28 protein-coding genes are annotated in these 25992 nt (G+C 34.1%); 8 read left to right on the top strand and 20 right to left on the bottom strand.

Translation table 11 applies throughout. The features are described 5' to 3' along the window. Positions 1-6 precede the first annotated feature (6 nt). Entirely contained in the window at positions 7-1236 is a 1230-nt protein-coding gene (locus Q0951_RS03605) for a glycosyltransferase (protein ID WP_299334358.1), read from the top strand. A gap of 125 nt (positions 1237-1361) precedes the next feature. Here the strand turns inward: Q0951_RS03605 and Q0951_RS03600 are convergent, their stop codons facing one another. From Q0951_RS03600 to gcvT, 6 genes are all read right to left on the bottom strand, one after another. Then, positions 1362-2084, bottom strand: coding sequence for a YebC/PmpR family DNA-binding transcriptional regulator (locus Q0951_RS03600; protein WP_299334355.1), 723 nt, complete (start codon positions 2082-2084; stop codon positions 1362-1364). A gap of 73 nt (positions 2085-2157) precedes the next feature. Continuing rightward, on the bottom strand, positions 2158-3192 hold the full coding sequence (locus Q0951_RS03595; protein ID WP_299334353.1) for a hypothetical protein: 1035 nt from the start codon (positions 3190-3192) through the stop codon (positions 2158-2160). Positions 3193-3194: 2 nt separating this feature from the next. Beyond that, complete coding sequence (locus tag Q0951_RS03590) at positions 3195-5252, bottom strand: S41 family peptidase (protein ID WP_299334350.1); 2058 nt, start codon at positions 5250-5252, stop codon at positions 3195-3197. Between the two features lie 45 nt (positions 5253-5297). After that, positions 5298-5588, bottom strand: coding sequence for a 4a-hydroxytetrahydrobiopterin dehydratase (locus Q0951_RS03585; RefSeq protein WP_299334348.1), 291 nt, complete (start codon positions 5586-5588; stop codon positions 5298-5300). A gap of 117 nt (positions 5589-5705) precedes the next feature. After that, positions 5706-6539: a sugar nucleotide-binding protein gene (locus Q0951_RS03580; protein WP_299334345.1), complete on the bottom strand. Its 834-nt coding sequence runs from the start codon at positions 6537-6539 to the stop codon at positions 5706-5708. A gap of 22 nt (positions 6540-6561) precedes the next feature. Further along, positions 6562-7632: a glycine cleavage system aminomethyltransferase GcvT gene (gene gcvT, locus Q0951_RS03575; protein ID WP_299334343.1), complete on the bottom strand. Its 1071-nt coding sequence runs from the start codon at positions 7630-7632 to the stop codon at positions 6562-6564. Positions 7633-7821: 189 nt separating this feature from the next. Between gcvT and Q0951_RS03570 the strand changes: the two genes are divergently transcribed. Then, positions 7822-9300 carry an aminopeptidase P N-terminal domain-containing protein gene (locus tag Q0951_RS03570; protein WP_299334340.1) on the top strand — a complete coding sequence of 493 codons (1479 nt, stop codon included), beginning with the start codon at positions 7822-7824 and terminating at the stop codon, positions 9298-9300. Here Q0951_RS03570 and Q0951_RS03565 read toward each other — a convergent pair whose 3' ends face one another. The 3 genes from Q0951_RS03565 to Q0951_RS03555 all read right to left on the bottom strand — a co-directional run bounded on the left by Q0951_RS03565 (position 9301) and on the right by Q0951_RS03555 (position 11090). Then, positions 9301-9654: a DoxX family protein gene (locus Q0951_RS03565; protein WP_299334338.1), complete on the bottom strand. Its 354-nt coding sequence runs from the start codon at positions 9652-9654 to the stop codon at positions 9301-9303. Then, complete coding sequence (locus Q0951_RS03560) at positions 9647-10627, bottom strand: hypothetical protein (protein WP_299334335.1); 981 nt, start codon at positions 10625-10627, stop codon at positions 9647-9649. The genes Q0951_RS03565 and Q0951_RS03560 overlap by 8 nt, the downstream gene beginning before the upstream one ends. Before the next feature lie 115 nt (positions 10628-10742). Further along, a complete protein-coding gene (locus Q0951_RS03555; RefSeq protein WP_299334332.1) occupies positions 10743-11090 on the bottom strand; it encodes a DUF6249 domain-containing protein in 348 nt (115 codons plus the stop codon). Between the two features lie 138 nt (positions 11091-11228). Between Q0951_RS03555 and Q0951_RS03550 the strand changes: the two genes are divergently transcribed. Together Q0951_RS03550 and Q0951_RS03545 are read left to right on the top strand one after the other, a co-directional pair. After that, positions 11229-11819: a sigma-70 family RNA polymerase sigma factor gene (locus Q0951_RS03550; protein ID WP_299334329.1), complete on the top strand. Its 591-nt coding sequence runs from the start codon at positions 11229-11231 to the stop codon at positions 11817-11819. Continuing rightward, a complete protein-coding gene (locus Q0951_RS03545) occupies positions 11800-12213 on the top strand; it encodes a hypothetical protein (RefSeq protein WP_299334326.1) in 414 nt (137 codons plus the stop codon). The genes Q0951_RS03550 and Q0951_RS03545 overlap by 20 nt, the downstream gene beginning before the upstream one ends. On the opposite strand, the gene Q0951_RS03540 is transcribed toward Q0951_RS03545, so the two are convergent. Then, entirely contained in the window at positions 12210-13526 is a 1317-nt protein-coding gene (locus Q0951_RS03540) for a hypothetical protein (RefSeq protein ID WP_299334324.1), read from the bottom strand. The genes Q0951_RS03545 and Q0951_RS03540 overlap by 4 nt on opposite strands. Before the next feature lie 109 nt (positions 13527-13635). Here Q0951_RS03540 and Q0951_RS03535 point away from each other — a divergent pair, with 109 nt between their 5' ends. From Q0951_RS03535 to Q0951_RS03520, 4 genes are read left to right on the top strand one after another with little or no spacing between them, the layout of a single operon-like run. After that, the gene (locus Q0951_RS03535) at positions 13636-14181 is read left to right on the top strand and encodes a sigma-70 family RNA polymerase sigma factor (protein ID WP_299334321.1); all 546 of its coding nucleotides are present in this window, start codon (positions 13636-13638) and stop codon (positions 14179-14181) included. After that, entirely contained in the window at positions 14165-14707 is a 543-nt protein-coding gene (locus tag Q0951_RS03530) for a hypothetical protein (RefSeq protein ID WP_299334319.1), read from the top strand. Before Q0951_RS03535 ends, Q0951_RS03530 begins: the two co-directional genes overlap by 17 nt. Beyond that, positions 14688-15851: a hypothetical protein gene (locus Q0951_RS03525; protein ID WP_299334318.1), complete on the top strand. Its 1164-nt coding sequence runs from the start codon at positions 14688-14690 to the stop codon at positions 15849-15851. The genes Q0951_RS03530 and Q0951_RS03525 overlap by 20 nt, the downstream gene beginning before the upstream one ends. A gap of 6 nt (positions 15852-15857) precedes the next feature. After that, on the top strand, positions 15858-16475 hold the full coding sequence (locus tag Q0951_RS03520; protein WP_299334317.1) for a hypothetical protein: 618 nt from the start codon (positions 15858-15860) through the stop codon (positions 16473-16475). Between the two features lie 55 nt (positions 16476-16530). On the opposite strand, the gene Q0951_RS03515 is transcribed toward Q0951_RS03520, so the two are convergent. The 10 genes from Q0951_RS03515 to Q0951_RS03470 form a co-directional block, all read right to left on the bottom strand. Continuing rightward, the gene (locus tag Q0951_RS03515; protein ID WP_299334315.1) at positions 16531-17766 is read right to left on the bottom strand and encodes a DEAD/DEAH box helicase; all 1236 of its coding nucleotides are present in this window, start codon (positions 17764-17766) and stop codon (positions 16531-16533) included. A 100-nt stretch (positions 17767-17866) separates the two neighbouring features. Then, complete coding sequence (locus Q0951_RS03510) at positions 17867-18352, bottom strand: DsrE/DsrF/DrsH-like family protein (RefSeq protein ID WP_299334313.1); 486 nt, start codon at positions 18350-18352, stop codon at positions 17867-17869. A 28-nt stretch (positions 18353-18380) separates the two neighbouring features. Continuing rightward, complete coding sequence (locus Q0951_RS03505) at positions 18381-18698, bottom strand: TusE/DsrC/DsvC family sulfur relay protein (RefSeq protein ID WP_299334312.1); 318 nt, start codon at positions 18696-18698, stop codon at positions 18381-18383. A 4-nt stretch (positions 18699-18702) separates the two neighbouring features. Further along, positions 18703-19953: an FAD/NAD(P)-binding oxidoreductase gene (locus Q0951_RS03500; RefSeq protein ID WP_299334310.1), complete on the bottom strand. Its 1251-nt coding sequence runs from the start codon at positions 19951-19953 to the stop codon at positions 18703-18705. Positions 19954-19963: 10 nt separating this feature from the next. Then, positions 19964-21295, bottom strand: coding sequence for an OmpP1/FadL family transporter (locus Q0951_RS03495; RefSeq protein WP_299334308.1), 1332 nt, complete (start codon positions 21293-21295; stop codon positions 19964-19966). Between the two features lie 173 nt (positions 21296-21468). After that, positions 21469-22023: a hypothetical protein gene (locus Q0951_RS03490; protein WP_299334306.1), complete on the bottom strand. Its 555-nt coding sequence runs from the start codon at positions 22021-22023 to the stop codon at positions 21469-21471. A 6-nt stretch (positions 22024-22029) separates the two neighbouring features. Further along, the gene (locus Q0951_RS03485) at positions 22030-22647 is read right to left on the bottom strand and encodes a hypothetical protein (protein WP_299334304.1); all 618 of its coding nucleotides are present in this window, start codon (positions 22645-22647) and stop codon (positions 22030-22032) included. Between the two features lie 20 nt (positions 22648-22667). Continuing rightward, on the bottom strand, positions 22668-23300 hold the full coding sequence (locus Q0951_RS03480; protein ID WP_299334303.1) for an MOSC domain-containing protein: 633 nt from the start codon (positions 23298-23300) through the stop codon (positions 22668-22670). Position 23301: 1 nt separating this feature from the next. After that, complete coding sequence (locus Q0951_RS03475; protein WP_299334301.1) at positions 23302-23829, bottom strand: nuclear transport factor 2 family protein; 528 nt, start codon at positions 23827-23829, stop codon at positions 23302-23304. A 154-nt stretch (positions 23830-23983) separates the two neighbouring features. Further along, complete coding sequence (locus tag Q0951_RS03470; protein WP_299334299.1) at positions 23984-25975, bottom strand: hypothetical protein; 1992 nt, start codon at positions 25973-25975, stop codon at positions 23984-23986. Between the last annotated feature and the right edge of the window lie 17 nt (positions 25976-25992).

Here is a 25992-nt window from a genome sequence, read left to right as displayed (position 1 = left end):
ACTCTTTTGAAACAAAAGTTACTTATCATAGGCTTTGTTTGGCCAGAGCCTAAGAGTTCTGCTGCTGGTAGCAGGATGATGCAGCTTATTTCTTTTTTTCAATCGCTAGATTATCATATCACTTTTGCAAGTGCATGTGCTAAAAGTGATAATGCTTTTGACCTCTCTTCTGTAGGTGTAGAGAAAGTTACTATAGTGCTCAATGACTCGGGTTTTGACGATTTCATTTTAAAGCTCAAACCTGATGTGGTTTTGTTTGATCGCTTTATGACTGAAGAGCAATTTGGCTGGCGTGTTTCCAGCAAATGTCCTAAAGCTCTAAAACTTTTAGACACTGAAGATCTGCACTTTTTACGACGTGCAAGACAACAGGCATATAAATCTGGTACTCAGTTAACAAATCATCATCTCTTTAGTGATACTGCAAAGCGAGAAATTGCCAGTATTTACCGATGTGATCTAAGTTTAATCATTTCTAAAGCTGAAATGTCCTTACTCAAAAATACGTTTAAGATGGATGAGGCAATTCTTCAGTATTTACCATTTTTGATAGCAGATATTTCCGAAGAAAAAAGAGCTTCAATTCCTGATTTTGAATCACGTCAACATTTTATAAGTATTGGAAATTTTCTTCATGAACCCAATTACAATGCGCTTCTATATTTGAAGGATACGATATGGAAAGGTATAAGGCAACAACTTCCAAATGCTCAATTACACAATTATGGTGCTTATGCTTCCCAAAAGGTTCATCAATTGCATAATGAACAAGAAGGATTTTTGATTAAGGGATTTACTAAAAATGTTGATGACGTCATGCAGAAGGCTAAGGTGCTTTTAGCACCAATCAGGTTTGGAGCAGGATTGAAAGGAAAACTGTTTGATGCTATGAGAAATGGAACACCATTTGTATCAACATCCATTGGAGTAGAAGGGATTATTGATGATGTAAAAGAGCCTTTTATTTGTGATACTGCTGACGAGTTTGTCTCTCATGCAGTGACTTTATATCAAGAGCAATCACTTTGGAAGACGCAGCAGGATCTTGGGTTTGAACTATTGCAAAACCAATTTTCAAAAGCTCTACATGAATCAGAATTCACCAGACGTTTAACCAATGTACTAGAAGATTTAGAAACATATAGACAACAGAATTTTATCGGACAAATGCTTCAGCATCATACCATGCAAAGTACTAAGTTTATGAGTAAGTGGATTGAAGCTAAAAATTCTTGAGGTATCTGTGTCATTCGGAAGGAGTCATGAGAAAAGCATCTACATTGTATGTTGAGATTCTTCGCTACGCTCAGTGTGACAAATAAAATATCATTGTCATTTAGACTCCGCTCAGTATGATATAATTAATCTTCAGTAGATTCCTCCATGGTGTGATATACGTTTTGTACATCATCATCTTCTTCAATTTTTTCAAGAAGTTTTTCCACGTCAGCAGCTTGTTCGGGAGTTAGCTTTTTTGTGACTTGTGGAATACGTTCAAAACCTGAGGATAGGATCTCAATACCACGAGATTCTAATTCGGCTTGAATAGCTCCAAAACTCTCAAAAGGTGCATATATTAAAATACCGTCATCGTCAATAAAGACTTCCTCAGCACCATAATCTATAAATTCTAATTCAATGTCTTCCGGATCTAAACCTTCAGCATTGATTCTGAAATTACAGGTGTGATCAAACATAAACACAACTGACCCTGATGTTCCTAAGCTACCATCACACTTATTAAAATAGCTACGTACATTGGCTACAGTACGTGTATTATTATCGGTTGCAGTTTCAACCAATACAGCGATGCCATGTGGAGCATAACCCTCAAAAATCACTTCTTTGAAGTCTCCCTGACTTTTATCTGAAGCACGTTTTATAGCACGCTCAATGTTATCTTTAGGCATGTTAACAGCCTTCGCATTTTGGATGACTGCTCGTAAACGAGAATTACTATCAGGATCTGGTCCACCTTCTTTTACAGCCATTACAATGTCTTTGCCTATACGTGTAAAGGCTTTACTCATTGCAGACCATCGTTTCATTTTTCTTGCTTTGCGAAATTCAAACGCTCTTCCCATTCGTATTCTGTTTTAAGTAGTTTTAATGAATCCCAAAATTATTGAAATTATATCGAATTGACAATACGTCTTACTAGTCTTTAGGGATATGTTTAGATAAAAAGTTAGCGTTAGTATTATTAAGTCCGTTAATAATATTTTGACGCTTTGTATTAAGATCTGCGTTAACCTTATTATAAGTTTTCACCGCTTTATTGATAGACTTTACCTTTTTGTTGTAATTGTCCACTTGTTCCTTGGTGCGCTTACGTTCTGAAGTTTGCTCTAAGGTTGTTTTGATCTTCTCAAAATCTTCATTGATGATCAGGAATTCGGTTATTTTAGGAATTTGATTTTCACTCTCATCTATGAAGAATTCAAATGCCTTTTTAGTAGCATTTATAATTGAGGTATCATTTTTATAAGTGGTTTTGGTCTTCAAGACTTCTAAGCCTTCCTTTGCTGCAGCACTTAATGCATTAGCGTTTTGTTGAATGGCACTTACATCGTTGGACTCTACAGCTTCCCATAGATATACCTCATTTATGTAGACTTTAAAATAGGTTAAATACAGATCGTTGTAATGCTCAAAAACTTCATTAGAAATTTTCATTTTTTTACCAAGATCAGATTCACTTTCTATAATATTGATATTATGTTTAGCAGCAAATTCGTAAAAGTCTTTTTCATAGTCTTGTTGTGATTCTTCCATTTTTTTGTCAGCCATTTCCTGAGCTAAAATATAAGCTTCCATAGCATCATAGGATTGTTCAGCAACTTCTTTCATGTCAATGATTTTAGCATAATCATGATTGAGCAAATTCTTATTAAAGGTCATATGTTTCAGTACCTTATTTTTATAATCATCGCCATCAAAACCATTGGCTTTTTGAATTTTTGCAATTGCTCTATCGACTGTCTTTAATAAGTTTTTTCGTTTGCCATCAATACTTCTATCACTTTTACTATGAGCAACAGCTTTGGTGTATTTCCACATGCTTTTAGTTACAGCTTGCTGTTCTTTTCCAACAAAATCTAGATATTCTGATGCGGTTTTAAAATTTTGGGCAGTCAATGTAGAACTCACAAACACTAGAACCAGTGATGTGATAAGGGTAAACTTTTTCATGTTTAGTTTAGAGGGATTAAATTTATTAAATCTTGAAGTATGGCTTGTGCCTCTTCAATGTAAATGTCTTGCTTGATATCGTTTAATACAGTTTTGTTTAGGAGTTTCTGATCTTCATTATAACTCACGATTTCTTTAGTGTAAGCTGAATTTTTTACTACGAAATTAGATTGATGCGAAAGAATCGGCTCATTGAAAACTTCCCATTGTTTACGATAGTCTGTCATGTCCTTATGCACATTTTCTAATGTGAGTTGATACTCTTGATTTAAATTGAAGTAGTTCTCTAAAATAAGCTGATTAAGATCTTTGATAGATTTGAAAGGTAAATCATCACTAATACGAGTTAGACTTCTCTTCTTAAGATTTTGAATTGGTAAAGGTTTTAACTTCGGAATTTTAACCGTTGTAGGTATTGAATCGTTTTTTAGCGCGAAAGTTTCATACTGTTCTTGAGTTTTAAAACCGTCATAAATATTTGGTAACATGATATCAGGTACAACACCTTTAGCTTGATGACTTTTACCAGTTATTCGATAAAATTTTTCTACTGTTAGTTTTGAGTATCCAAGAGCTTCATTATTAGATAATGGTAAAATAGCTTGAGCTGAAGCTTTACCATGTGTTGTAGTTCCAACAATTACAGCTCTGTTATAATCTTGCATAGCTGCTGCAAAGAATTCAGATGCAGAAGCACTGTAATTATTTACCAGTACTACAATTGGTTTTGTAAATACAGATCCTCTATTAAAATCTTTTATGGTGAATGTTTCACCATTGTTATACCTTAAAATTGAAAGTGGTCCTTTATTAATGAACATTCCCGAAAGATTAGCAGCTTCTCTCATAGAGCCACCACCATTAAATCTAAGATCCAGAATCAAGCCTTCAATCTTTTCTTTTTGAAGCTTATAAAGCTCTTTAGCTACATCATTTGCAATACCTAATCCGTTTGGTGATTCAAAATCTGAATAAAAACTTGGAATATTAATGTATCCAATTTTTGTTTTGTCTTCGATAATATATCCAGATACAGTATTCTCTTCAATCTTAGTCTTGGTCTTGGTAAGCTTGATGTCTTTTACTGCGCCATTTTGCTTTTTAATCTTAAAAATAACTGTATTGTGTTTTTTGTCGGTAGTAAATGCCAGAACATCATTATTGGATACACAATAGGTTTCCAGTGTTTCAGAATCGGCTTGAAGTGATTTTATTATATCGTTAACCTCAAAGTTTCCATCATTAAAAGCTGCACTACCAGGAGTGATATGAGCTATAACAATATCTCCATTGTCATTTTTTGCGGTGGTTATTCCGAAGGATAAAGCATCATTAGATAAGGAGTTTTCGTAGATGTCTTTTTCAGTAGCAGAGAAGAATGTAGAGTTGGGATCGTGATAATGCAGATAAGCATTTAAAAAGGACTCTTTTACAAAACTCTCAATACTTCCCAGTCGGTTCTGTAATTCCTCAAGTTTACAAAGTTCTTTTTGAATTAGCTTAGGTTTTAAGTCAGCTTCTAAGGTTTTAAAGTTCTTTACAAGTCGCTCTAATGTAGAATCATTTTCAACTAAAGTATGCAGAATATTATAACGCATTCGTTTGCTCCAATAGCGTTTTATAGCAACATCATCTTTAAAGTATTGGAAAGTGGATTCAGGTTTAAAGCGAAGTGTGTCTTTACCAGAGTAATCGAAAATTTCATTCTCTAAAGCGCTGATTATTTTTTTTGAATTGTAAATGCGTTCAGACAATACCTCAATGTATTTATTGATAAAATCACAAGTATTATTTTTAATGTAATCGTCTATAGCATAGCGGTCTTTTTCAAAAGTTTCCACATCACTCTTAGTAAGTAAACGTTTATCATCATCTAAACTTTTTAGAAACAGATCAAATACATAAGTAGATAAGCTGTCATTGATTCGTTTAGGTTGATAATGATTTTGTCTCACCTTTTTTTGTAGTGCTTGTACCTGTTCACAAAACAAATTATCCTCTTGACCAAAAGCAAAGGATATTGTACAAACAAAAAGTAATAAGAGTAAGCGTTTAAGCATAACTACTGAATAGATAGGGTTTTAGGATCAAAAATCGAACCAAAATTAGTCTTGAACTTCAACAATGGCCTCAATAGCTTCGGCCAATTTAAAATCTTTTTCTGTGATACCGTCAGCATCGTGTGTAGATAAAGATATTTTCAAAACGTTATAGACATTAGTCCATTCAGGATGATGGTTTTGAGCTTCGCATTCAAAAGCAATTCTGCTCATTGCACTAAAGCAATCTTTAAAATTATCGAATTCAAATTCGGCATACAACGTATTGTTTCTGTGTTCCCAATCGGGAAAACGAAGTAGTCTTTTTTCAATGTTCTCGTCTTTCATCAAACTCATAGTCAATCTTATTTTTATTTAAATGTAAGATATTTTAACCTAAAATAATAGATATAAGTGTTTGAAACTATAAAAAAAGACGAACAGAATAATTTTTACTTTAAACGGCTCTTTAATTTACTTTAAGAGATCATCAAGAACTTCAGAGCTGGTTATCTCTAAGTGTTTTGGTAGTTTATTGAATTTTGGGAGTACAGCGAGATAACGATCTTCGTTTGTTGTATATACATGTTTAAAAGTCACACCGTTTTTAGAAGATAACTGTTTGATAATATCTTTGATGTACTCATCATGATGTACAAGATCTGTGCTGCCCAAATGAAAGATTCCAAATTTGTTCCTATTGATCATGTAATGAATTTGTTGAGTGACTTTTGAGTCGGTTGTCACATTCATGATGATATTTGGAAAGATTTCAATAGCGGTTTTATCTTCCAAATGCTGTTTGAGTTCCTGAAGTCTTGGTGATTGAGAACCTAAGACCATTGGTAATCTGGCAATAGCTACTTTTTCCTTTGGAAGGCGCAGTAGCATATTTTCAATTTTGATCTTAAAATGTCCATAAATGCTATCACTTAAGGTTTTGTCGAATTCGTAACTCGGATACTTACTGTAAGCATCAAAAACATTAGCAGAAGATAAAAATATAATCTTACTATCATGCTCTAAAAGGTATTCGGCAATATGTTGATGAGCAATGGTTTGAGCACGAAAATCACCACGTAAGCATGAAATTATTATTGAAGGTTTTGTGGCTTCTAAGATTTCATAAACATCGTCTTCTTCAACATTGTACTGGAAAAAATGATGGTTGTTCTGGTAGTGTTTCTTCGGAATACGATAGGTACCGAAAGTCTTAAAATAAGCACATAGCTCTTTGTAGATGGCATTACCTATAAAGCCGCTGGCGCCTAAAATTAAGATTCGATGTTTACTTTCAAATTCCTTCATTAATCACACTTCAAAGCATAAACTATCCTTTGTAAAATGGAAGTTTAACCACAGTAGCAGGTACTGCATTTTTACGTATTTGTATATTGATCTTACTACCAACTTCACTAAAAATTGTTGGTACATACCCTAAGCCTATACCTTTTGCTAAACTTGGCGACATGGTTCCAGATGTTACATTTCCAATGGTTTTTCCACTAGAGTCTACAATATCATATCCTTGACGAGGAATACCACGCTCATCCAATTCAAAAGCGACTAATTTGCGTTTTGGTCCACGACGTTTTTCGTCTTCTAAGGCCTCAGAATTTGTAAATGTTTTTGTGAATTTGGTAATCCATCCTAAACCAGCTTCAATAGGAGATGTTGTATCATCAATATCATTTCCGTAGAGACAATAGCCCATTTCTAAACGCAAGGTGTCACGTGCTGCTAATCCAATAGGTTTTGCACCAGCTTCAACTACTTTATCCCAGATTTGTTTTACCTCATTGTTCTTGCAATAGATTTCAAATCCGCCACTACCAGTATAACCAGTTGCCGAAATAATCACATGTTCAATTCCTGCAAAATCACCAACCACAAAGTTGTAGAATTTAATACCTGAAAGATCATGGCTTGATAAACTTTGCATGGCTTCAACCGCTTTCGGACCTTGAATGGCTAGTAAGGAATAATCTTCACTCAAATCACGCATGTCTGCACCAACATCATTTTTTGAACTAATCCAATTCCAGTCTTTTTCAATATTGCTAGCATTGACTACAAGTAAGTAAGTTTCATCTTTAACTCTATATACAATAAGATCGTCAACAATGCCACCATCGTCATTAGGTAAACAACTATACTGGGCTTTCCCAACAGTTAGTTTTGATGCGTCGTTACTACATACTTTTTGAATAAGATCAAGAGCATTAGGACCTTCGATTAAAAATTCACCCATATGAGATACATCAAACACACCAACACCAGTTCTTACGGCTTCGTGTTCTATGTTTACACCTTCGTATTGTACGGGCATATTATAGCCTGCAAAAGGTACCATTTTAGCACCAAGAGCTTCGTGAGTTGCGGTTAAAGCTGTGTTTTTCATCTTATTGTTTTTAGTTGATAATACTTGGTAATTTGTATTCAAAATTTGTTTCGCAAAAGTATCGAAAATAATTAATTCTTCGGAAGAGTTTTATACATATTACGCCATTAAAAATATGTTAATATTATAATCTTTTCTTTGGAAGCGTTTAATTATTCTTAATTTTCAGAATCTTAAAACGATTGTATTATGAAAGCTATTGTAACAGTTCTAATATTCTTTTTTTCCATAGTTATCGGATTTGCTCAAGAGGGCTTACCTGAAGATTATCTAAGTAAGGAATTCCACAAAGAGCGACGGGATGCATTACGCAAGTCGATGCCAGCCAATAGCGTTGCAGTATTTTTCGCTAATCCAGTGAGAAATCGTGCTAATGATGTTGATTATGTCTATCATCAAGACCCAAATTTTTACTATTTAACAGGGTATAAAGAACCTCATGCTGTGTTGGTCATTTTTTCAGAAGAACAAACCGATGAAACAGGAAATAAATTCAATGAAAAACTATACGTGCAAGAACGAAACCCAAGAGCTGAGCAATGGACAGGAAGACGACTAGGTGTAGAAGGTGCTAAAGTAAAGCTAGGTTTTGAACATGCTTCTGCAGGAAGTTCATTTTTAAATTCTGGTATTGATTTTACCGCTTTTGATAGTGTGTTGTATTTTGATTTTGCAGATGATTATAGAAATACGCGAAACAATGCTGATTTATACGATCTTATTCAATCGTTTAAAACGCAGATTAAACTTGTGGATAATTATACTATTGAAAATAAAACCGATGATGTTGAAGTAGATGCTAACACCAATGTAGAGGCTGAAACCGTTAAGACAGATACTAGAACACTATACCGATTAATGGCTTCTCTACGTGAAGTAAAGACTCCCGAAGAATTAGTGTTGCTAAAGAAAGCGGTACGTATTTCGGCAATGGGACAACGCGAAATTATGAAGGCTATGCATCCCGGAATGTCTGAAACTGAGATTCAGGGTGTTCATGAGTATATCTACAAAAAATATGGGAGTGAATATGAGGGGTATCCTAGTATCGTTGGCGCAGGAAATAATGGGTGTGTGCTGCATTATATTGAAAACTCTAAAATGAAAGTTGAGAATGATCTGGTGCTTATGGATCTGGGAGCAGAATATCACGGATATACAGCAGATGTTACACGAACCATTCCAGCAAACGGAAAATTTAATGATGAACAACGTGCTATTTACGACATTGTTTATAGGGCACAGGAAGCAGGTATTGCAGCTACTGTAATTGGTAATACTATGCGCTCACCAGATACGGCTGCAAGAGAAGTAATTTATCAAGGTTTAGTTGATTTAGGTATCGCAAAAAGTGCTAGTGATGCACGACAGTATTTTCCTCACGGGACTTCACATCACATTGGTTTAGATGTCCATGATCCAGGGACTTATGGTGGTTTAAAAGCTAATATGGTTATTACTGTTGAACCAGGAATTTATATTCCAGATGGAAGTGACTGTGACCCTAAATGGTATGGAATAGCTGTTCGTATTGAGGACGATATTTTAATCACCGAAAATGGACCAGTTAATTTATCTGCCGAAGCTCCTCGAACAGCAGATGAGATTGAAAAATTAATGAAGCAAAAAAGTGTGCTTGGACAATTGAAATTACCTAAGTTGGATTAATTACAAATACCACCAGGCCCAATACATCAATCCAAATTGTAACGGAATACGCAAGATCAAAATCCACTTTGGAATACCTGCTCCAGCCTTTTCACTCGAGAGCATGTAAAAGTGTACCAATAGAAATACAGTTAACATGGCTATGATACCATAGATTGCTATATCTCGTAAACTGGAAATACATAATCCAAGAGCTAACGCCATTTCAGCATTTCCACTGAGATAAACCAATTGTTTGTGTTTTGGTAAATATTTTGGCATAATACGCATGTACATTTTAGGCTTAACAAAATGCATGACACCTGCAATAAAGTACATCGCAGCCATAAGGTATAAATGCCAGGGATTATTCATCTTTATAAACATTGTAATTAATACCAACACCATAATTATTGAGATTGGTGCGTAGCAAACTAGATTCAATACCATTACCTTTTTTAAACTGAACCCAGTTATTACCACTAATAAACACGCGTTTTACATAGGTGTTATAGGAGTTGATTTCATCCGTAAATGGGAGTAGAGGTCTAAAGTTAGTTGGTATTTTAACAGTTCCGTTTTTGCCTTTAATCTCTTTGTACTTTTTATTTGGTAATAACTTTCCATTTTGGTCAGTGTAGCCTAATACCTGAAGTGATACGAAAAACCCGTTGTCTGGTATAAAAAGGTTGTGTTCAGATACATCCAATTCAAACTCATCTCCATTTTTTTCAGTAACTCTAAATACAATGTTTGTGTAAGTCATTACATTACCAGGAAGTCCATTATTATTCTCATAGAATTTCACCTTAAATAGGGTAGAAAATTTACGTTTATCAGCATTGGAACGTTTACGCTTTTTCCAGTCTCTGGATTCTAAGGCAAAAGGAAAAACAACAGAAGTGATTTTTTTAAGTTTCTCATTTCCGTTAGGAAAAAATATAGCAATCTCACTTTCTATGGTTGGCAACCAGCATTTGTAATAATCATCATCCAGATAGGGTTTTATACTTTCCTTTTTATACTTGCGATCTATTTTAGCGTTAACTATAATCTCATCAAGTTTGTCAGCTTCAACCTGCATGTTTATAAGCTCAGGTATATTAGACGTTGCTAAAGCTACATCTTTATACCCTAGAGCTGAAATAAATAAGGAATCTACATCAGGATACAGTTTTTTTGTAAAGATGAACATGCCGTCATCATCAGCAAATAGGCCTTGTCCGTCACCAAATGAAATCGTAGCATATGAGACAGGATATTTGGTGTCTTCATCAATGATTTTAGTTTGTGCATTCGAAAAAAACACGAGATTCAAAAGCAGTAGGTTGCATAGTTTGTATTTCATTTGCATGATGTGTAGAATGGAGTTCATTATGGCTAAATATACACATTAAGTCTATGTAAATAAAAAAACCACTGCAGATTAACAGTGGTTTTCAAATGGATTGGTTAGATATGTTTTATTCTTTATCTAAGTTTTTGGTCATGTTAAAGCCAATAAAAAGTCCAACACCAGCCATGAAAAATATAGTGGCAGGATACACAGCGTCTTCGTCTAATGTGGTGTAATTATCCAGTACAGATGCAATGAATGTTCCAACACCTATTCCCATAAGTAATAGAGCGAGGTTGAGTATAAGGACCTTCCAAATTGGTGCTGTTTGTTGTTTGCCTTTCATAAAAATACTGGCATCTGCGCCTTTTTCAATAAGTGCTAAGCGTTCCTTGTTTCGTGTTGAAAAATATAAATAGAAGACTCCAAAGATAGCACCAAATATGATTGGTATAATGATTAATTCTGATCCCATAATGTTTCGTTTTTAATTGATTAATTTTAAATGTTCTGAGCTTATGACGATAGGTTTTGAATTTTGGTTACAGATTTTTTAATTTTTTTTTCTTCTGAAACTGTAACCTAAAGGTTAATGAAGTCGTCTTAACACAAAATGACCACCAACAACGACCAAATACTCATCAATCAAATCATCGAAGGCGATACAAATGCATTTTCGATACTGGTGGATAATTATAAAGATCTGGTGTTCACTTTGGCGTTGCGAATGCTGAAAAATAGAGAAGAAGCTGAAGAGGTAGCACAAGATACATTTATAAAAACGTATAGGTCTTTAGATAGGTTTAAAGGTGATTCTAAGTTTTCAACGTGGATCTATCGTGTTGCCTACAATACATGTTTGGATCGTATAAAGAAGAACAAAAAGCATTTGAATGATGTTGAAATCAACGAATTTACAGCACATCAGGTAAAAACCATGGATACCGCATTAGACCAAATAGAAACTAAAGAGCGAGAGGAAGCGATACAGCGATGTATTAAACGATTGCCAAGTCAAGATAGTTTTTTATTGACCTTATATTATTTTGATGACCTATCTTTAGATGACATTTCTCAGATAGTAGGTATCACTGTAAATTCAATTAAGGTGAAATTGTTTAGATGCCGAAAAAAATTGGCAACTATATTAAAGTCGGAATTAGAACCAGAAATTATTGAACATTATGAACGAGAACGCAGATAAACATTTAGATAACCTATCTCGAAAAGTGATAGGGGAATCAGCAATAGAGAGTCCGTCATTTGATTTTACACAAACGGTCATGTCTCAAATAACGGCCTTAAATAGTTCTAAAGCTACGACCTACGTGCCTTTGATATCTAAACGTGTTTGGTCTTTACTTGCAATTGTTTTTGTTGGTGTTTTAGGATATTTGGTTTTAGGTTCTTCTAATGTTGAAAGCGGCTGGTTGAGTGAGATAGGTATTGATCGTTTCCTGAATTATGAAATTTCCAATCCATTATCAGGTTTTAATATGTCTCAAACTATGATATATTCGATAGTATTATTCGGACTCATGTTTTGTGTGCAAATTCCGTTGCTTAAGCGTTATTTTGATAAGCGACTGGAGGCTTAATCTTTAAAATGCCAAAACGGGATGGTTGCACGTCTGCTGTATAACGTGTCCTTATTTCTGAGTCGCTTTCTATAGACTTTCAACAGGTGTTTCCCATTGGCCACATCTTTTAAATCTAAATAGGTTTCAAATCCAAACTGTCCAGTTTTACTTTCGCTAATAACAAATTCTGAGTCTAACTCCAGAGAATCTACTTTAAACGAATAGATGTCGTTAAGAGTTTTCATATATATAGGTCTTAGGCTATCACGTCTTGAATTGTCACTAAAATCATTACTAAAACGAATGTCAGATCCTAATCCACGGACATCGTTTTTTGGTTTTAATTCTGGTTTGAAATCAAAAATGACATCTTCGGTATATTCATTATAGACAATAAATACTTTCAGATAATTTTCTGAAATCACTTTAGACGGAATAGCGGCATTTCTTATGAACTGACCTTTATCCTTGTCTAATAAATCTTCATAATTAGATGTGTTTGCTCTAAATTCATTAGATGATGTTCCTAGTTTTATGTAGTTAGACTTTTCATATCTAAGACTTGTTCCTATTAAAATAAGAAAATATAAAGGAACTAAAATAAGACTGATTCTTCGACCAAATTTGTTATCTAAAAAATTATAAACTAGTGGTCGGTATAAAAAAGAGAGTGTAATAAAACTAAAAACCCAATAAATTGGGAAATAAATAGCAGATGTCCATTTCTTTTTCTTTAACCATCCTTGGGTAATAAAGTCAATAAATGTAAAAAACATTCCAAAGACAATAAAAATCACAAGAATAATACCAACAGTCATGAGTATACTGTTGTCATTATCTATGAGATAAAAAGCAATAAGTGCTATAGACGCTATTGTTAGTGTAAAGGCAATAACATAAAAAATCAATAGGAAAGATATTGCGAAAATAATGCTACAATAGTTTTCTAAACTTCCAATATAGCGATCAAAAGAACCAATTTTTTTTCTGAGGTATTTTGTGAATCTCGGACTGTATTTTAATTCTTCATAATCAATATCACCAGAGACATATCGGAGTCCTAAAGCACCAATCCATAGTCCTCGTAAAATGACATGCAATAGAAGATTAAATAATAAAATATAACATGACACTGAAGCTACGATAAGAATAATAAACAAGAATATTTGTTCATTATTTCTAGCTTCTTGTGCTGCAATACCTAATGGGTTAGCTGCCTGAAACAAACCAAAAATGGCAAAACCAGAAATAAGCAGTTCTAACTGCCAACTCTCTTCCTGGAGTTTTTGAAGTAGTTTTTTAAACGCAGGATTGTTATAATCTTGACTCACTGGTTGGATTTTGAGATTAAAGATAATCACTTTTGTGAAAAAAAATCAAGAATTTTGAAACGCAGGAGTTTTTCTGTCGTTTTTAATATTGAACACTAACCAATACCAAATGTCTAAAGCAAATGCCATTTTAATTGATCGCTGCAAGAAAGGAGATGAAGCAGCAATGATGCAGCTATACGATCTTTACTGTGATGCTATGTTTCAAATTGCTTGTCGATACTTAAATGAAGAAGACGCAAAGGATGCTATGCAAGACAGCTTTCTAAAAGCATTTACAAAATTGGATAGTTACCAGTCTGATTTCACTTTTGGAGTCTGGCTCAAGCGAATAGTGATTAACCAGTGTATTGATCAATTGAAAAAGAAGCGATTGAATTTTATAGAATCAGAACTAAATGATTTAACGATAGAAGATGATAATAATTGGGAGTTTCATTCAGAAATCACCAAGCAACAAGTACTCAATGCAATTGAGAAGTTATCAAATAAGTATCAGATTGTAGTTAAGTTATACCTTATTGAAGGTTATGATCACGAGGAAATATCAAGCATTCTTGATATTCCTAAACAAACCAGCAGAACACATTTAAGACGAGGTCGATTACAACTTCAAAACCTTATAAAAACATATTACAATGAAGCAAGATATTAGAGATTTTTTTAAAGACGAAGACGCGTCAGGTAAACGTTTACCAGATAGCCATAGACAAGAATTTTATGAGAAGTTGAAAGCGTCAAGACCAAGACGTGAGTCAAAACTCAGTACTAATTATATGTTTAAAGTAGCTGCTATTGTGATCCTTTTTGTGGCACTGGCCTTTACCATCTTCAAAACTACTGAAAATGTCACTAATCAAGTTGTAGAAGAAGCACCAATAGAAACTCAGATTGAGCTTATAGAACAGCAATATCTGGCAAATATTGATAAAGAATGGCAGAGTTTTATAAGTATTGCTAATGATGATAAATTAGTAAAACGATACAGAGCTAAACTGGATGATCTGGATAAAGATTATAAGGATATCTCAAAACAATTTAAAGCTGACAATAACAATATTATGGTTATAGAAGCTTTAGTTGAAAATCTTCAAACCCGACTTCAGCTTTTAAAAGATATTCAAGAACATATCAAATCATTAAATCAACAAAACGAACACTATGAAACGATTAACATTTAAACTATTGACGCTGATGCTCATCACATCAGTTTCAGTTTCCGCACAGAAAAAAACGGTGTATTCTCAAAGTTTTGAGGTCAATAAAAGCACCGCAACCCTCCTAAATTTAGAGAATACTACAGTTGCTATTGAAGCCTCCACAGATGGGAAAGTTCATTTCGACTACACTATTGAGTTTAGCCAATATTCTAAAAAAGAAATGGAGTCTTTTTTAAATGACATTAAAATTGAAGCGGTACAATTTGAAAATACGGTAACGCTTAATGCCTCCAGTTTTCAAAATATTTCAAAAGTGGCTTACCAGCTTGACGCTCCTTTTGGGTTAACTTTAGAGGATACCGATTTTAAATTTGGTAAAGCTAATGATACCATTCAGAGAAAATCTAAAGATTCTTTATTACAAGAGATAAGAGGAGGTGAGTTTAAAAATTTGCCTTTTAAAAACTTAAAAATGCTCAGTGAAAATGGTGAGAAGAAAGATATAGATTTTAAACGTGTTAAAATGTATAAGAGCCGATTTGTAATCAAACTACCTGCTTTTGTAAACGTTAAAATTATAGGGAATCAGGCACAAATTTCATTTTTAGATGATGTGACCAATGAGATATCATTAAACCTAAAAAAAGGTACTTTAGAAGGAAAATACCTAAGTAATAATTACAATAATTTTAAAGTTAATGATGCCAGTTTTGAATTTGAAGGAATTTCTGGTGGCAACTTTTCTTTTGATAATGTTATCAATGGAAAAATAGGAAGTCTGCAAAATGTATCCATCAATTCTGAATTCTCTAAAATTGAAATTGGCGAGATTCAAGATAAAGTTAGTATTACTGATTATAATGGCGAATATTGGTTATATAATTGGGCTAAAGATTTCAAACGATTTGATCTCTTTTCAGAGTATACCAAGTTATATTTCTTCTATCCTGAAACTTACGACTTCAGTTTAAGTGTTATAGGTAATAATACGGTTAATCATTTTGAAAATATGTCTATTACCATGCAGCCTACAAAAAGCGATGAAAAATTCAACATGATGGAACGTAAAGCTAAAGGTCAAGGGCATTTTTCAGGAGCTATCAATTTAGATATGGTTAGAGGTATTCTTTACACAGCCAACGAAACATTCATTAAATCAAAATAAATTCATATGAAACATTTAATCACATTAGCTGTGGCATTGATTTGCTTCAGCACACTAAACGCGCAAAATAGTAACATTAAACTGCAAACCAAATATGGTTCTGATAATAAAGAATTGCAAGACTTGCTGAGGTTTCAAGAGGTAGAAACGATCAAACTTAGCTTTACAGGTGATGATCTTAAAGGCAAGGATTACAGGCTAATGGTAAAAGAATATACTAATGGCTCTCTGGCTAAAACAGATACCATTATGGATAGTAGTAAGTTTAATTATATACCAGCTATTACTGATTCGGTTTTTGAGTTTAAGTATTATGTCAAAACCCAATTAGACAATACCATTAAAATGAATTTTATGTTCGATAGGTTTTCAACACCACGATTGTATGATATCAAGGTTTCTAAAGATAAATATGCATTGCATGATTTCTTAAAAACTTCTGATCCAATGTCAGTAGCGGTAAACACTAATACCTTGATTATGGGCTATTTTTTGCCTTATATCGATAAAACAACGGGATGGAAAAAGTACTGCGATGTTGCAGGAAGTGAGCATAAACCTGAAGAATGGGGACGCGTTTTTAATATTCCAAACTACTACCTTGTTGAGATTATTTTTGAATAAGAATCCAGAGCAAATCAAATCAAGCCAAGAGTTATTACTCTTGGTTTTTTTATGATCAATACCAACGTTTCTTTTTCTTTTTAGACGCCTGACTTTTTCTGCCTTTTTTATACTTACTGCCTTTCTTCTTATGGACAATAGGTTTTGCCTTTGGATCTAGAGGATAAGGATGGTTGTCTTCAATAGGGATTTGCACATTGATTAATTGCTGGATCGTTTTGATATATGTTTTTTCATCGGCAGAACAGAATGAATAAGCATGACCCATATGACTTGCACGACCAGTTCTTCCAATGCGATGTACATAGGTTTCAGGAACATTCGGAAGATCAAAATTAATGACGGCATCTAATTCATTAATATCTATACCACGAGCGGCAACATCTGTAGCAATAAGAATATTGACCTTATTGCGTTTGAAATCGGCTAGCGCATTCTGACGCTCATTTTGTGAACGATCACCATGCAGGCGTTCAGCTTTGTAACCATTTTTTAATAAGGTTTGATGTAATTTATCAACACCAAATTTTGTTCTTCTAAAAATGAGAATGCTTCCTTTAATCTCATTTCTGAGAAGATGTAAGCATAATTCTATCTTGTTACGCTTTGGAACATAATACAACAACTGACTCACATTTTTAGCTGCTGAAGATGTTGGTGTCACTTCAATACGTTCAGGATCTTTTAAAATCGAGTTGGCTAATTGCTCTACCTTATATGGCATTGTTGCTGAGAATAACAATGTTTGTTTGTCATCAGGACATAAACGCTCTATCTTCTTGACATCATCAATAAATCCCATATCTAACATGAGATCGGCTTCATCTAAAACAAAAGTTTCTATATAATCTAAATTTACAAGATCTTGTTTATGTAGATCAAGTAATCGACCAGGAGTTGCTACCAAAATATCGATTCCTTTAGCAAGAATATCTTTCTGCGGTTCAATAGAGGTGCCTCCATAAATAACAGCAGATCTTAAATTGGTATATGTGCTGTAGGTTGTAAAGTTTTTGGCAATTTGAATCGCTAATTCACGAGTTGGACTAACAATTAAAGCCCTAATCTTCTTTCCTTTTTTGGGTGCGTCTTGTCTGTCAAATAATAACTGTAAGATTGGTAAAGCAAATGCTGCAGTTTTTCCTGTGCCAGTTTGCGCGGAAGTAATGATATCCTTTCGATCTAAAACCAAAGGAATTGTGCGCTCCTGCACCAGCGTTGGGTTATCATAACCAGCTTCGGCAACAGCTCTTAAAATAGGTCTGTTAAGTTTTAGGTCTTTAAATGACATATTGATGTATTTGTGGACAAAGATAGTTTAAAACTTAGAGTCTAAATTAAAAAACCACCTTACTCATGTAAAGTGGTTTTCCGTTTGTAATTATTGGAAGTTAAATAAATAAAAGATGGGTGTTATCACCTTGGGCTCTGACATAGAAATCACCAACGGTGAGCACGCCATCTAAATCATCAATTAAGTGTTTTTCTTCAATATGGAACATATCCATTGCAAGTTTACAAGCCCAAAGTTTTGTGCCTGATGCTGCAAGAATCTCTAAGAATTCACCAACTGGTGGAATGTCGAGTTTCTCCATTTCAGATTTCATCATCTTAGTCGCTAAGGCTTCCATACCGGGTAAACCTCCTAATAGTGTTGGAATATGCATAGCGGGATTACCAACTGTTGCTACATGTAAGTGTTCGAGTTTCTTTTTTTGAATGGCTTCCAATCCAAAGAACGTAAAAAATATTTCAGATTCTATACCTTCCATTCTAGCTCCATTGGCTAATATGAAACAAGCATAAACATTATCTATAGTCGCCTTTGAAAGGATGAGCATCATCTTTTTGATAGGTTTGTCTTCTCCGTTTTCCATGATCATTGTGTTTAGAGGTTAAACTATTTTATATACAACTTACCGGTTTTGGAATACCAGAAATTCTACTTGATATTTTCAAAGGGCCTTTTGGGAAAAGTTGATAGAACTCTTTGATACTAACCACACCACTTTTTCCAATTTTTCTAATACTAAGTGGAACTTGCTTCTTGTGTTGTTCTTGTAAAAACTGAATGACTTCCCAGTGCTTATCTGTCATCTCAATTTGTTCTTCTTTTGCAATTGCAAGGCCTACATCTTTATTCCATTGTTCAAAATTGGTTAAGTAGCCTTGCTCGTTACAGGTGACACAAACACCTGCATATGTTTTTTCAGTAGTTGTCATAATTCTATAAGTTATTTGTTGTTTCTAATTGTTTTCCTGATGTACTCATTGTGGCAGATACAAAAGGGATATGTTTTCCTTTGATTAACATATTCCAGTAGATCCATCTAAAGGCGAGTTTTCCCATATGATTCATATGTGTTTCTTTTAAAAGGCTTAGTGGGCCAACATTTGGAAATGGGAATGTGCCTTTTACAGGTTCTTGAGTGTAATTGAAATCTATCAATAATGCTTTACCATGACCTGTTTCTATGAAGCAATTGGCATGACCATCAAACTCTTTTTTTAATTCCTTACCCTGAATATAACGTTGGATATTCTCAGTTAGAATTTCAGCTTCAAAATGGGCTACAGATCCTGCTTTGGATGCTGGGATATTTGTAGCATCACCAATAGCAAAGATGTTATCTTTTACCTTAGTTTGAAGTGTGGTTTTATCTGTAGGAACAAAATTAAGTTCATCACCAAAACCAGATCGTTCTATTAGCTCGTCTCCCATATTAGTTGGTACTGTGACCAAGAGATCGTATGCAACTTCTTCTTCGCCATAATCAATAATTTTTTGATTTTCAGCATCAACACGTTCTATATTAAAATCAGGTACCACTTTAATATTTTTCTGCTCAAGCAGATGTCCTAATTCCTTAGTAGCAATAGGCTTTGTAAACGCACCAGACATAGGTGTAACGTAAGTAATATCTACTTTGTCTCTCATGCCTTTGTTTATGAAATAGGAATCTGCCAAGAAAGCAAATTCTAATGGTGCAACAGGACATTTAATTGGCATTTCAGAAATATGAACTACTAATTTTCCACCTTCCCATGTACGTAATTTATTTCTTAAGTTTCTGGCGCCTTCAAAAGTGTAAAAATCAAAAACCGATTTTTGCCAGTGATCGCCAAGCATACCTTCAATTTCTTGTGGAGCTATATTGGTTCCTGTAGCAATAATCAAAATGTCATATTGGAGGATATTCTCGTTTTCGAGTACAACCAAATCATTATCCTTATCAATTCTATTTATTTTTTCCTTGAGCAGCTTGACACCCTTTGGTATGAATTTTTCAATTTTTTTCTTTACCTGTTTCGTTTTATAGATATCAAATGGTAGGAATAAAAATCCTGGTTGATAATAATGTGTCTCTTCCTGATCAACAATTGTTATATTCCATTCTTTTTTTGATAAGGCTTTTCTTAAATGGTTAGCCATCATCGTTCCTGATGTTCCTGCTCCTAATATAAGTAACTGTTTCATCTTTAAAGTGTTATTGGTTTGTATCGTCTTGTTTACGTTTAAACGTATAGTTAAATCCTATCATGAATAGGTCTGTAGTCATATCATAGGACACATTACTTCCTGGAATAGCTCCATAAGGAGGGAAGTCTTGTGTAAATCCTGGATTTAAAATTTGTCCTGATGTTTTACCACCACTATCACCATGATGATATAAGGCATTCAAATTAAAGCGTTCATTAACTTCATAGGTAACACCAAATTGAAATGCATTTTTAATAATTGCTGTTGCTGGAATATTATAAAAAGTAACGTCTTCATTAATGGGATTAGAGCTGTAAGTATATCCAACTCTTAAAGGCAGCTTATTTATACCTTTATATTGAATACCTGCTGAAATAATAGAGATGTTCTCCCATCCAAAACCACTTACAGATGCTGTTGGAGTCCAACCTGTAGTTGAAAAACCATCGGTATTTTCGTAATCCACTAATCTATAATCCAGAGCAATGTCAAAATCAGATTTTGAATATCCTAAACCTATAGAATATATAGCTGGATAATCCATATTAAATTCATTAGTACTTGTTGAATTGTCTAAATAGGTGTTTTCAAATTCGAAATTATTAAAGGATTGTGTTGTCTTGTAAGATAATCCAGCTTTAAAACCAGAATTAGAATCATAGAAAAGACCAATCTGACCTCCGAATCCTGTTGCCGTAGCTTTATTCGTCGATGGATAACCTGCTTGATTAGGGTCGGCAGTAGGGTTAGGCATAAGCTCTAACGTAGCATAGTTGAAGGTAGGTTCAACACCTATCGAAAAATGCTCGTTGAGTTCATAAGCCCATGTGAATCCAATTTGTAAAAGACTATAATCAGATTCTATTCTACCAAATCCGCCCATACTTTGTGGCATATTTATAGGGTTGGTCATACTTTCAGGAAATGTGACTCCAAAGCCACTAATACCAAATGCAGAAGCACCAAAAGTATGTTTGCTATTTGCATTGCTCCAAACGACGCCTAAAGCAGGCATTGGAGAAAGTCCTCTGTCATCTTCAGTCATACCTGAAAAGAAGTTTCCAGTTGGTTGTCCTGATGTGTCAAATTCTGGAACTGTTGAAAAAAGTCTTGGAGATGAAGAAAACAAACCAATGTCTAGACTGATAATGGTACCGTCAAATGTTGATATTGATGCTGGATTCCATTGTAACGCTCCTGAAATATCTAAAGGTTGTCCAGTCGACGCACCTCCCATAGACATATTAACTGATCCAGCACCTTGCATAATATGACCCGATTGTGCCATTGCTGATACTGAAAATAGTACATACAGAAATTTTGTGAAAATTGATCTCATGATTATATATTTAGTTGTAATATTTGATAAATATTGTATCAAATATCACATGATTATCATGTTTTAAGGGCCTAATAAAGGTACTTCAAAACACCAGAAAATAACATGATAATTGTCATGTGCGCATGTAACAAATGTTACATAACAGCTCAATCAATTTAAAATGTATAGATCTATTTAGACGATTGGGAAAGGCCAAGGTCATTGGAAAGTTTTCGAAGTCTAACCGTAACTTTTTCAGGATTATTTCTTAAGAATTTAATAGGTATAGGAGTATCTAAAGTAATGGCGTCGTATATTGTTTTGTCTTCAAAAAAGCACTCGTTATAATAGGTTGTGTGGTCATGATCAAACTGAAACTCTATAACATACAAAAACTCTTCGTAATGTTTGAGTTGCCCACTTTCAAAGGTGTTTGAAGTGTATGAATAATCATCAACCCGCTTTTTAATGACTTTAGCAATGGAATATTTACCATATTTTTTTGTGAGCGCCTGCTCATAATAATGAGTAAAGCTTGAAGGCATCGTATATAATAGAAACGAACCACTGAAACTGAAAAATGTAAAACCAAATCCGATTAGAAAATTGTTGTCAGCAATAAAGTAACCAATGCACATGAGTACTACACCAATGATTATGAAAATGAGTCCGATTGATAACGGACCAGAATTTTTCTTTAGTGAAAATTTAAAAAAGTTGAGTTTGTCAGAAAATGGGATATGCATGTTTATTTAGGGTTGACTAATCATATTAGCAGTGGTTATCCAGTCGCCATTTGAAATATGATGAATAACTTTAGTGATACGGTAAATCTTATTGAATTTATCTCCAAAATTTTTAAGAATCAGAGTATCGTTTACATTAGTGTTTGCATAGCCTTTGAACGAAACGAATCCTTCAATTTGAGTTAGGTTATCTTTGTGTAATAACAATTCATATGCTATAACATCCTGTTCGTAATCAATTTGTAAAACGGGTGCTTTCGAGAAATCTTCATCAATTGGTCTGATGTCATTTGTTTTGCAAATGATATTTAGAAAATCAGATTCAGTTGAATTAGTTAATAATTGCCCATGAATAGTCCCTTTAAACACCGAAAATTGCGCATAGTCGTAACCTAATTTGATTTCAATATTTGTGTCCAATTTAAAAGTTTCAGAATTGGTCACTTTAAAGCTTTTATTGTCGTCTCTTTCGTCATTTATGGTTATATAAGCTTGATCATTTAAATTGACCTCTTGTTCAATTTCAATAGCAGTAATCTCAATGGTATCTCGTATTTTCTTACCGTTGGTTAAGATGTCAAAAGCTATTAATTTTCCTTCTGTAAAGCCAGGAGTTTTTGTCATAGTTTAAGAGTTAATAATTTTTATAGATAATGTTTCAATTTATCTCTTTTTCGTTGTGGTAAGGCATCATTATCAAGAACAGCTCTAATGTGTGCCTTGTTTTTTACTTCAGAAAATAAAAGTTGGAAAAAATCGTAAATAGAGATGCTGTTTCTAGCCTTTTCAGTAAGTTTAAACGTGTCACCAATATTAACAGATCCTTCCTCTAAAATCCTAACATAAGTACCTGGATAACTATGTTCAATAAATTGCTTTAAAACGTCTTGTGATTTAAACTTTACTCCAAATTTAAAACAAGGTTCTCTTGGTTGCGTGATTTGAATCAAAGCATTTCCTAATTTGTAAATATCACCAATATGAATTTGTTTTTCATCTAAACCATCAACAGTTAAATTTTCACCAAGCATACCATAGGTCCAATCCAGATCGGGATATAGATTCTTCCAATAGGGATAGTGGTCTGCAGAAAATAAATAGCAAGCTTTAAACTCTCCACCATGAACTTTTCGGTCTGATACTTCATCACCTTTAACAGCTTCTTTTCCGAGAAAAATAGGGGTGTTTATGGGTATTTTATAAATGCCTGTTTTAACGTTTTTACCGTTCCATAAAAATGTAGTGGGTTGGGCAATATTTGTGGATATGATTTTCACTTTATTGTTTTATAAACTTTTCATAATCATTAATTGCATGAGCTTTTTGGTAATCACCTTCACCTATAGTATCAAACTCTGAAGAGTCATAATCCATCGTTATTTTCCATACACCATTTTCTTTAGAGAATATGACATGAAATTGCCCATAATAGGTTTTTTCATTACTCTTACCTTTATTTCTTGTGAGTTTATAAACACCTCTTTCACTCGCTGTTGAGTCATTGTTTATACGCTCAAAAAAGCGTAATGAAATAGTACTGGTGTCTTTATTATTGATATCTCTTTTAAATCCGGCTTCGTAATTACTAATGTAGGTATCGTAGTCAATAATAGATCTGCCACCAGAAATACGAATTAGTTTTTTAGAATGAATATCTGCCATTAGGCTATAGTCTTGGGTTTCAAACGCTTTGTAGAACTTATCCCAAACCTGATTGATTTCTTTAAGGTTCTCTAGATTTTGTGCATCAGCATGATTAGTATATAGTGTAAACAATAGAATTACAAAAAGAGATGTTCTTAGCATGATTAGAGTGTTCAAGGCTTTCAATGTTCTTACGAATTCAGAAGTCCTATTTAAATTAAAAATAATGATGCTCTAATTTACAGGTTTTATTGCTGTAAAAAAAACCATCCTTTAGAGATGGTTTTTGGTTGACTGTTACTATTGATTTTATGTTTTACGGACAAATAAACGGATAGTGTTTTTCGTCTATAATTGGTTCGATATTAAAAAACTCGTTCAACACAGATTCTGATGTGCAAAACGCACCTTCAACCCATGCCTGATCATTAGAATAGGTTTCACCTACAATGAATATCTCACTATTCTTACCTTTAATCAATTGAGATGGTTTTCTAATATTTTGCTGTACATCTCTCATATTGAAATGAGATTTGTAGGCGTGATAACCAGCATTGAATGGTGGTAGCGACCAATCCATGTATTTAGTCTCTAATGGCATTGGTACAGATGAATAATCAGCCTGTGGTCCAAAATGTAATGTTGCCAGCTGTTGACGTAATGCTTTAATCATGACTGGTGGAGCATCACGAGGTCCTTCCAAAGGTTGAACATCTCTAGACTCTGGAATTTTACGTTTAGCTTTTGGTCCTAGTTCTAAAGGTTTCCAAAAGTCGGTGTATTGAATATCATCATAACTGGCGAGAATTCCGTAGATCTTTTTGCCTTTCTTTTTAAGCGCATTGTCTCCAAAGTATACCACTTGCCTTATTGGCATATCTGTAATGCTTGGTCCAATGGTATCCAATTCAGCAACTTTCAAAATGAGTTGTTCCTGTTCGTAAGTCAAGCGTTTTTTAGTATGAGCTTCCACAGCTTCTATGAATGTATTTTTATCTGTGTAAGACGTATTCAGAATAGGTGGATGCTTAGCATGTTGTAACTCTTTGATATATTTAGCTGGAAATTTATGACGTTTTAATTCGGAAATACCTTCGGAAGTCAAAAAGTAAGAGGTCAATTTGGCAGGATATTTAGGCGAACCATCAGGCGTTTCTCTCCACCAAGGTGTGTCAAAAAACATTCCGATCTTATAGGAAGGTTCCATGATTACCGATTCGAGATAAAGTTGAACTTTTTCATGATTGAGCACGTCCAAGCCATCTTTATCACTATAGCGAGTGCCTTGCGCTACTAATTCTATGGCACTTCTTGGCATTGCAAGAAAAGCAGCATCACAAGTTTTGCTCTCTGCCAGTTTATCAGGTGCTTGACGAGTGGCTGTTGTAAAATGAATGCCCTTTTTTGTGTCTAGAATGGAACGTAGCCTTACATCAGGATGATAGTGTAATGTGACGCCTTTCTTTTTAGCAAGCTTTTCGATATCAACAAATAAACCAGTAAATAGACTAGAGAACCCTTTAGTTAGAGTTTTATATTCAGTTCCAGGTGTAAATTCATCATTCACACTAAACGACTGAGCGCTATTACTATTGACTACATTAGAGGAATAACCGTTGCCGTCGGCTAAATAACTAAAGCCTTCCTGACCAAGCATGTCATAAGCTAAATTCCAATAGCCTATGTCTTTTAGCAGATCACCTTTTTGGAATACTGAGCTTTCTGGCATGTCAATATTTATTTTTCCATTCTGATAAAAATCACACCATTCTCTTCTGGTTTTAGGTCCTGATTCTTCTGTGATGGCAACAGATTCTATGGTTTTAAACTCGTCATCTGGAGGAGAATCAGCTCCGTAATTATTTACTGAATAAGGTGCAGGTTGGTTAGAATTTACTTCAGAAATATACATGTTTCTTGTTCGTAACGACATCAACGGATCTGATGATTCATTGAAGGGTACAGCATATTTGTCTAAACCAAGCCTCTCAATGGTTTTTGTAACTACCCGATGACCTTCGCCCATTGGTTTACCATCCCAAAACGAGTATCTCATGCCTCCCAATTCTAAATACGAATTATTTTTATCGTCTTTGTAGTGCCATGTGCACACACGTGCTCCTGGTGCTCTAGTACCTGAATTATTTTTAGAGAAATCATATTTCCCCCAGTCATAAAGCTCTAATACGTCGCCTTTTCTTAGCATTCTTTGGTCTTTTCCTTTTTTTGCTTTTCCATTGAGTAATCTCCAAGCGGTATATAATCCTGCTGCACCTGCACCAAAAATTGAATATGTTTTAGCTTTCATAATTGATTATTTATGTT

The organism is uncultured Psychroserpens sp., assembly GCF_947501425.1.
Classification (GTDB): domain Bacteria; phylum Bacteroidota; class Bacteroidia; order Flavobacteriales; family Flavobacteriaceae; genus Psychroserpens.
The sequence above is the reverse complement of the archived record's forward strand: the minus strand, read 5'-3'. Positions and strand labels throughout refer to the sequence as shown.